We start from the raw sequence: 6331 nt of genomic DNA on the forward strand, positions 1-6331 counted from the left end.
CCGCAGGCCGCCGGCCCGGCGCCAGGGCCCGGACCTGGTCGACCGCGGGATCGACGCGGTCGGCCGGGGCGTGGCGAAGACCGTCCGCGCCTCCGGGCGCGCGGTCGGGCGCACCCGCGAGATCGACCCCGCGCACCGCCGTGACGGCATCGGCTTCGGCATGCTCGTGCTCGCCGTCATCGCCGCCGCCGGGCTGTGGTGGCAGGCGGGCGGCTCGGTCGGCTACTGGTTCACCTTCCTCGTGCAGGCGGTGATGGGCCAGGCCGGCGTCGCGCTGCCGGCGATCCTGCTGGGTATCGGCATCGTGCTGGTCACCACCGAGGGGCACCCGGAGGCCCGGCCGCGGATCGTGACCGGCAGCCTGCTGCTCGCCCTCGGCGTGCTCGGGTTGGTGCACCTGGGTGCCGGAGCACCCGCCGAGCCCGACGCCTGGCGCGCCGCGGGCGGCGCGCTCGGCTACGTCGCGGGGACCCCACTGAAGGCAGGGCTCAGCCTGTGGACGGCCGTACCCGTTCTCGTCCTCCTGACGCTGTACTCGGTCCTGCTGGTCACCGGCATCCCGGTGCGGGAGCTGCCGGATCGTTTCCGCAGGCTCACCGGACAGCTGCCGCCCGAGCAGGACGACGAGGAGGACACCGGTGCGGGCCGCCCGCGCACGGTGGCCGACGCCGTCGCCGAGCGGGACGGGCAGGCCGGGGATGCCGAGGAGGCCCCGAAGAAGCGGCGCCCGGCGCGGCGCAGGCAGGGGGCCGCGGAAGCCGACGCGTTCCGGACGGAGGACGGCGAGCACGCCCCGGCCCCGGTGGACCCGTCGCTGCCCGGCGTCCCGGACGAGGAGGTGCCCGCCGCCGTCCCCGCCGCGGCCGCACCGCCGGCGACGAAGCCGCGCAAGCCCGTCGTCGAGACGCCGCCGGTCGCGGACGAGCCGCTCGAGGGGGAGCAGCTCTCGATGGCGATCCGCGAGCCGCAGTCCGACACCGAGTACATCCTGCCGCCGGCGGACACCCTGGAGGCCGGGCCGCCGCCGAAGTCCCGCAGCTCCGCCAACGACGCGATGATCGAGGCGATCACCGGGGTCCTCGACCAGTTCAACGTCGACGCCCAGGTCACCGGCTTCACCCGTGGCCCGACGGTCACCCGCTACGAGATCGAGCTCGGCCCGGCGGTGAAGGTCGAGAAGATCACCCAGCTGCAGCGCAATCTCGCCTACGCCGTCGCCAACGACAACGTGCGGCTGCTCGCGCCGATCCCCGGCAAGTCCGCGGTCGGCATCGAGGTCCCCAACACCGACCGCGAGATGGTCCGCCTCGGCGACGTGCTGCGCTCGGGCAACGCCCGCGCCGAGCAGCACCCGATGGGGATCGGGCTGGGCAAGGACATCGAGGGCCACTACCTCGTCGCGAACCTGGCGAAGATGCCGCACCTGCTGGTCGCGGGCTCCACCGGTTCCGGTAAGTCCAGCTTCGTCAACTCGATGCTGGTGTCGCTGCTGACGCGGGCCACGCCGGACGAGGTCCGGATGATCCTCATCGACCCGAAGATGGTCGAGCTGACGCCCTACGAGGGCATCCCGCACCTGATCACGCCCATCATCACCCAGCCGAAGAAGGCCGCTGCGGCGCTGGCCTGGCTGGTGGAGGAGATGGAGCAGCGCTATCAGGACATGCAGGCCAACCGGGTCCGCCACGTCGACGACTTCAACCGCAAGGTCCGCACCGGGGAGATCACCGCCCCGCCCGGGTCCGAGCGGGTGTACCGGCCCTACCCGTACATCATGTGCATCGTCGACGAGCTCGCCGACCTCATGATGACCGCGCCGCGCGACGTCGAGGACGCGATCGTCCGGATCACACAGAAGGCGCGTGCGGCCGGGATCCACCTGATCCTGGCGACCCAGCGGCCGTCGGTGGACGTCGTCACCGGTCTGATCAAGACCAACGTCCCGAGCCGGCTGGCGTTCGCGACGTCGTCGCTGACCGACTCGCGGGTCATCCTCGACCAGCCGGGCGCGGAGAAGCTGATCGGCATGGGCGACGCGCTCTACCTGCCGATGGGCGCCGGCAAGCCGGTCCGCATGCAGGGCGCCTTCGTCGACGACGACGAGATCTCCAAGGTCGTCGCGTTCACCAAGGAGCAGGCCGAGCCCAGCTACACCGAGGGCGTCACCGCGCAGAAGGCCGGCGAGAAGAAGGAGATCGACGCCGACATCGGTGACGACCTCGACCTGCTGCTGCAGGCCACCGAGCTGATCGTCAGCTCGCAGTTCGGGTCGACCTCGATGCTGCAGCGCAAGTTGCGGGTCGGGTTCGCGAAGGCGGGCCGGCTGATGGACCTGCTCGAGACCCGCAACATCGTCGGCCCCTCGGAGGGCTCGAAGGCCCGCGACGTGCTGGTCAAGCCGGACGAGCTGGAGGGTGCTCTCCTCCTGATCCGCGGCGGCGGGACCGCCGACGGCGGCGAGATCGCCGACGACGACGAGTGACGCCGCGGGTGACGGCTGCGGGGCGGTGATGATCCCGACACCGTCGGTGATCGACTTTTCGGGCCGACGGGTTAACGGAACGGTCACGTTCGTGCCAGAGTGACCAGGGGTCGCCGGCCGGCGACCGTACGTCGTGCTGCCCGTCGTCGCCGGGCAGGGGAGGTTCTGGCTGGTGTTCTGGAGGAAGAAGGACCGTCGTCGCCCGGCGCGGGGCACCACCGACCGGCACGCGCTCGTCCCGATTCCGCTGACCGGCGGAGTGCTGTCCGGCCAGGTCCGCGACCAGCAGGGCGGTGCCCTGGCCGGTACCGAGGTGTCCGTGATGGACCCCGCCGACCGGCGTGCGGTGTACGTCGAGACCGACCCGTTCGGCCGGTTCGCCGCGTCGCTGATGCCCGGCCGGTACCGGGTGCGCGTCGAGGCGGGCGGCTACCAGCAGGTCACCGACGTCGTCGAGGTGTCCTGGGGCGAGCACGCCGACATGGGCCACATCGTCCTCGGCGAGGACCCGGCGCTGCGCCCGCCGCGCCCCGGCGTCTTCGTGATCGACGGCGACCACAGCTCGGTGCGCTTCGTCGCCCGGCACATCGGCATGTCCAAGGTGTACGGCCGGTTCAACCGGTTCCAGGGCCAGATCCGGATCGCCGAGCCGTTCGAGGAGTCCTCGGTCGACGTCGTGATCGACGCGGCGAGTGTCGACACCAACGTCCCCGCCCGGGACACCCACCTGCGCTCGGCCGACTTCCTCGACGTCGAGCGCTTCCCCGAGCTCCGCTTCTCCAGCGTGCGCTTCGTCGCGCACGGCGGGAACCGGTGGACCGTGGACGGCGACCTCACGCTGCACGGCCTCACCAGCGACGTCTCGCTGGACACCACGTTCCTGGGCGCCGCGGAGTGGAACGGTGACCGGGTCGGCGCGGTCGCCACCACCCAGCTGCACCGCGAGCACTACACGCTCAACTGGCAGCAGACCATCGCCAAGGGCCTGCCCGTGGTCGGGTCGACGATCCAGATCCAGCTCGACGTGCAGGCGATCCGGCAGTCCTGACCTCCGGTGCTCGGTACCCCGGGAGCGTGAGGGCCGTCGCGGCGGTCGCGGCCCGGTGCTCGGCGAGCCCGGGAGCGGCCGCGGCGACGGATCGGGGACCCGCCTTACGACCTGCTGCGGATCCTCGACACCGGGATCGCCCGGTTCCTCGACGGGATCAGCTGAACCCCTGCTGCCGCCACGCCTCGTAGACGGCGACGGCGGCGGCGTTGGCCAGGTTCAGCGAGCGGTTCGACGACCGCATGGGCAGTGCCACCGTGCCCGTCACCCAGTCCGCGCCCGCCACCTCCGGCGGCAGCCCGGTCGACTCGCGGCCGAACAGCAGCACGTCCTCGTCGGAATAGGCGACGTCGGTGTAGCGGACCGGCGCGCCCGGCACGAACGCGAACACCCGTGCCCCCGCGGCGCGCACCCAGCCGGCGAACGCGGCCGTGTCGTCGTGCACGACGACCTCGGCGAGGTCGGCGTAGTCGAGCCCGGCCCGGCGTACCGAGCGCTCGTCGAGGGAGAAGCCGAGCGGCCGGACCAGGTGCAGCTCGGCGCCGGTGTTCGCGGCGAGCCGGATCGCGTTGCCGGTGTTGGGCGGTATCTCCGGGGTGTGCAGGGCGAGGCGGACCACGCGCTACTCGTACCAGGTGCCCCCGCTCCAGTGGTTGCCGTCCGGGTCGGCGACTGCGAACAGGCGGCTGCCGTCGTCGGCGTCGAAGGGCGCGTGCACGACGGTGGCACCGCCCGCGACGGCGCGGGCGAACAGGGGGTCCGGGTCGTCGCAGACGAGGTGGACGGCCGCGCCGCCGGGTGGGCGGCACCCGTCGTGGGCGGGGCCGAGCAGCACGGCGGCGGGGGCACCGGTGGCCCCGGTGCGCACCAGCTCGGCGTGGACGATCGCGCCGTCGTCACCGGTGTGGACGGCGCGCTCGGTGAAGTCCGGTGCCGAGGTCAGGAACGTGACAGGACGAGCGGGCCGGGGCTGGACAGACTGGGCCAGTCGCTCATGGGGGCGAGGGTGCCGGGGACGGGCGCCGCGGTCGTGGACGAATCGGAGCCGCCGGGCGGACCCGCTCGGCCCGCCAGGTGAGCGCGGTGGTGCCCGCGAGGTCGCGGAAGTCGCGGGCCAGGTGCTGCTGGTCGGCGTAGCCGCAGATCGCGGCCAGCTCGGCGAGCGGGGGAGCCGACGGGCGGCGCAGCAGCGTGCACGTCCGCTCGAACCGGATGACCCGTGCCGCGGCCTTCGTCGCGAGCCCGGTCTCGCGTCGTAGCCGCTCACCGAGGTGGCGCTGCGACCAGCCGACCTCCCCGGCGACGTCCGCGACGCGCGCGGTCCCGCCGCTGCGGGCCAGCAGCTCCCAGGCGCGCACCACCTCCGGCGGCGGGTCGCCCGGACGGTCCCGGGCCTCGGCGACGGCGCACAGTGCGGTGTCGAGCAGTGCGCAGCGCCCCGCCCACCCCGGCTCGGCGCGCAGCCGGTCCAGCAGGGTGTCCAGGCCGGGGAGGAGCAGTGCGAGGTCGACCACGTCGCCGGCCAGCTCGCCGGCGGGCAGCCCGAGCAGCGTGCGGGCGCCGCGCCAGGTCATCTCCAGCTGCATCCCGGCCTGCCGGGTGCCGGTCGCGAGCACCGCGGGTGCGGCGTGCAGGCCGGCAGCCGAGGCGGTGAACCGGCCCGGGCCGCGTCGCGGATCCGGGGCGGCGAGCAGGTCGACCGCACCGTCCAGGCAGAGCACGACGGTCAGGTGGGCGCTCGACACGCCCTGGTGCGTCCCCGCCGGGCCCGCGGGGGAGGACCAGCACCAGATCCCGGACACGAGCGGGCGCAGACGGGCGGAGGTACGCCAGCGGCGGGCCCCGTCGGACATGCGGGCCAGGGTAGCGCCGCCGGGACGGGGCGGCCGGGAGTCCGGAACGGACGGTCGTCGGCGACGCCCGGACGCGCCCGCGCCGCCAGGTGTTCCGTGGTCGTTCGTCGAACGGTCGACGGGGTCCACCGGGGGTGCCCGGCGATCCTGAGAACGGCCGCGGGGTCGAAAAGTGAGCGGTTGTCGCACCCGGCCGTCCGCCGTAGCGGACAGGCCCTTTCACAGAATGGATCTTAGAGCGGTCGTCGCCCAATCGCTCCGTTCGGATGAAACATTTCCTTAATCGGTCCCACGTCCATTCGATCACCGTGGTGATCGAATGGTCACCGGATGCGCAAGATCGGAATTGCACGATCTGCCGATCCGTATTCGTCGGGGGAGGCAGATCGGTTCGTGGTGTGTCATGGTTCCGATTCGGTGTGGGGAACGCGGGGCGTTCCGGAGTGCTGTCCGGTAATCGCTCAATGGAGAGGGACGGGGTCATGAGCAACGCCTCCAAGATCGGAATGGCCGTCGTCGGCGGCTATGTGCTGGGAAGAACGAAGAAGGCCAAGCTGGCGATCATGCTCGGGGGTGCGCTCGCCGGGCGGAAACTGAATCTGACGCCTGCCGGAATCGTGTCGCAGGCGTCCAAGGTGGTGGCGGGGTCGCCGGAGCTGACCCGGCTGTCCGACGCCGTGCGTGGCCGACTGTTCGAGGCGGGTAAACAGGCCGCGGTGTCCGCGGCCGGCAACCGGCTCGAGGCGCTGACCAGCTCGCTCGTCGAGCGGGTCGAGAATCTCGGCAAGCCGGTCGAGCAGGTCGCCGGCGCCGCCGGTGACGCCGCCGGGGCGGGCGTGGAGAAGACCGGTGACGCGGCCGGTGCGGCCGTCGAGGGCGCCGGTGCTGCCGCCGGCGGCACCGGGGACACCACGGAGCGCGCGACCGACGCCGTCGGGGACACGACCG

General features: G+C 73.0%; 5 protein-coding genes and 1 pseudogene. 3 read left to right on the forward strand and 3 right to left on the reverse strand.

What is annotated here, in order from left to right; genetic code table 11:
* Positions 1-49: 49 nt before the first annotated feature.
* Together GTW08_RS00415 and GTW08_RS00420 are read left to right on the forward strand one after the other, a co-directional pair.
* Entirely contained in the window at positions 50-2482 is a 2433-nt protein-coding gene (locus tag GTW08_RS00415; protein WP_346009821.1) for an FtsK/SpoIIIE family DNA translocase, read from the forward strand.
* 133 nt (positions 2483-2615) lie between these two features.
* Positions 2616-3530, forward strand: a complete 915-nt coding sequence (locus GTW08_RS00420) for a YceI family protein (protein ID WP_083659079.1) — start codon at positions 2616-2618, stop codon at positions 3528-3530.
* A 157-nt stretch (positions 3531-3687) separates the two neighbouring features.
* On the opposite strand, the gene GTW08_RS00425 is transcribed toward GTW08_RS00420, so the two are convergent.
* The 3 genes from GTW08_RS00425 to GTW08_RS00435 form a co-directional block, all read right to left on the reverse strand.
* Positions 3688-4149, reverse strand: coding sequence for a tRNA (cytidine(34)-2'-O)-methyltransferase (locus GTW08_RS00425; RefSeq protein ID WP_073578110.1), 462 nt, complete (start codon positions 4147-4149; stop codon positions 3688-3690).
* Between the two features lie 3 nt (positions 4150-4152).
* Positions 4153-4398 (reverse strand): VOC family protein, encoded by a 246-nt coding sequence (locus tag GTW08_RS00430; protein WP_139283013.1) that lies wholly within the window; start codon positions 4396-4398, stop codon positions 4153-4155.
* 124 nt (positions 4399-4522) lie between these two features.
* A complete protein-coding gene (locus GTW08_RS00435; protein ID WP_083659078.1) occupies positions 4523-5383 on the reverse strand; it encodes a helix-turn-helix domain-containing protein in 861 nt (286 codons plus the stop codon).
* A gap of 482 nt (positions 5384-5865) precedes the next feature.
* On the opposite strand from GTW08_RS00435, the pseudogene GTW08_RS00440 reads away from it, so the two are divergent.
* A pseudogene (locus tag GTW08_RS00440) lies at positions 5866-6331 on the forward strand (hypothetical protein); the annotation flags it as partial.

Origin of the sequence: Pseudonocardia sp. SID8383, from assembly GCF_009864975.1 — a bacterium.
Lineage (GTDB): Bacteria > Actinomycetota > Actinomycetes > Mycobacteriales > Pseudonocardiaceae > Pseudonocardia > Pseudonocardia alni.

Bases quoted from the DNA above. Each gene is read 5' to 3' on its own strand.
- GTW08_RS00435 (WP_083659078.1), bottom strand. From the start codon at position 5,383: ATGTCCGACGGGGCCCGCCGCTGGCGTACCTCCGCCCGTCTGCGCCCG.